Raw genomic sequence first — 2,000 nt, 5'->3', positions numbered from 1 at the left:
CAACTCATCCGGATGGCCGCGGCCAAGACCTACTCCCAAACCCACCACGCAGCATGATGATTTGACGAGCACTTTAGCTGAGGCACGCGGGAAGCATTTCGCGAGCATCTTGACATGAGGCACCACGTAGCCCGCCTATCGGTCCCCTGGTCTCGACGCGCTCGCAGGGCTCGCTGCCCGGTCAGCGGGGACGTTACGCAGGGCTCGCTGCCCGGCCAGCGGGGACGTTATGCCCGGCGGCGCTGGAGCACGACGTCGAGGTTGTTCAGCCCGCGGCCATTGTTGGCCTGCGGGGCGGCGGCAACCGGTGCTTCCTCTGCCGAGCCCCCGCCGATGACGACGGCGGCCGGCGCCTCGCCGTCAACCGGCGGTACGCCAATTCCGGCCTGGTCGGCCTTGATGGAGGTCCCGGCGGACTTCGGGACTTCCGGCACGGCGAGCGGCATGGCGGCCGCGGCGGCAGCCCGGGCAGCCGTGACATAAGCGGGCTTGGGCACATCCACCGGCACCCATGTTTCGGCGGAAAGTTCTCCCTCGGCAAGGGTCTGTGTGTGGGCCAGCTTGGCGTCTGCCGTCCCCTTGGCGGCGACCCGCAGGGCGGCGTTGCGCAGCTCCTCGGCCGTCAGCGGCTTTTGCACCGGGGTGGCGTCTGCCTCAAGGCCGCCCGAGGCGCCGTCGAACAGGACCGTCTCCCGCGGTTCCACGGCGGGTCCGGTCGATGCCGCGGACGCCGCGTCCGCCGTCGCGCGTTCAGCGGCCCGGCGGGCAGCAGCCAGGCGGGCGTTGTCATCGCGCACGGCCACGGCACGCAGTCCGGCCAGGACACCCAGGAAAACCACCAGGCCCGCCCAGGCCAGCGGAGCCGAGCCAAGGCCCACGACGGTCAGGGCGCCCGATACCACTGCGGTGAACAGCGCAATCAGGCCCACGGCCGCAACGCCGGTGCGGCCCCAGTAAATGCGCAGTGGCGAATGGCCGGAAACGGGCGCGGCGGATGGGCGTTCCGGCTCCACGGGGGTGTGGGCGTCGGAAATAATGCGTTCCATTGACGTCTCCTGCTACTGCTGGTCTGTTGTGCCGGCTGCGGCGTGGCAGTCACAACAACCACCAAAAATGGGAAACCCGGCGTCGCTTCCACATTTCAACCCTAGAGGCCAAACATGCCGCCAGCAGCATTACTGCCGGTGTGTCGCAAGGTGGTCAAACAATTACTGCGGCCCGGCTACCGCAGGCTGCCCAGCCATCGGTTCAGCAGGCCCCCGGGGACCTCCTCGGCCGTCAGCGCAAAGCTGCGGTGGTCGGCCCAGTCCCCGTTGATGTGCAGGTAGCGCGGGCGCAGGCCCTCGTCACGGAAGCCCAGCTTTTCCACCACGCGCAGGCTGGGGCCGTTTTCCGGACGGATGTTGATCTCCATCCGGTGCAGGCCCAGGGTGCGGAAGCAGTGGTCGGTCACCAGGGCCACGGCCGTCGGTGCAATGCCGCGCCCGGCCCGGTCCTGGTCCACCCAATAGCCAAGCGTCGCCATCATGGCCGAGCCCCACATGATCGAGGACACCGTCAGCTGCCCCACGATGACGGGCTTGGCCCGCCCGGGCACCCGTTCGGTGATGACGAAGGGCAGTGCGGCGGCCGCCCGAGCCTGCTCGTTCAGGGCGCGGACCATGCCGCCAAAGGTGGGCAGTGCGCCTTGGCTGGCAGGGTTGCTGGCCTCCCACGGCTGCAGCCAGGCCTCGTTGCGGGCGCGCACCCGCGTCCACTCCGCCTTGTCCCGCAGCTTGATGGGGCGCAGGACCAGGTCACCGGATTCGAGCGTCACCGGCCAAATGGCCTGGCCCCACACGGGCGTTATTTCTCCAGCTCGGCGGTGAATTCGCCCAGCCAGTCGCGCAGGTCCGGGCCGAGGTCCTCGCTTTCGCAGGCCAGGGTCACCACGGCCTTGAGGTAGCTGAGCTTGTCCCCGGTGTCATAGCGCCGGCCCCGGAACACCACACCGTACACGC

Annotated in this window: 2 protein-coding genes and 1 pseudogene; all 3 read right to left on the bottom strand. The window is 69.2% G+C overall.

Annotated features, from left to right (window positions below; all coding sequences use genetic code 11):
* Positions 1-227 precede the first annotated feature (227 nt).
* Positions 228-1,046 (bottom strand): hypothetical protein, encoded by an 819-nt coding sequence (locus MMF96_RS19300; RefSeq protein ID WP_256884463.1) that lies wholly within the window; start codon positions 1,044-1,046, stop codon positions 228-230.
* Positions 1,047-1,222: 176 nt separating this feature from the next.
* Positions 1,223-1,840, bottom strand: a complete 618-nt coding sequence (locus MMF96_RS19295) for a GNAT family N-acetyltransferase (protein WP_176615189.1) — start codon at positions 1,838-1,840, stop codon at positions 1,223-1,225.
* Positions 1,841-1,845: 5 nt separating this feature from the next.
* Positions 1,846-2,000 (bottom strand): annotated as a pseudogene (locus MMF96_RS19290) (UTP--glucose-1-phosphate uridylyltransferase); the annotation flags it as partial.

This window comes from Arthrobacter sp. STN4 (assembly GCF_024539665.1).
Lineage (GTDB): Bacteria > Actinomycetota > Actinomycetes > Actinomycetales > Micrococcaceae > Specibacter.
Note: the sequence above shows the minus strand (reverse complement) of the source record. Positions and strands in the feature narration are given on the sequence as shown.

Bases quoted from the DNA above. Each gene is read 5' to 3' on its own strand.
- MMF96_RS19300 (WP_256884463.1), bottom strand. From the start codon at position 1,046: ATGGAACGCATTATTTCCGACGCCCACACCCCCGTGGAGCCGGAACGC.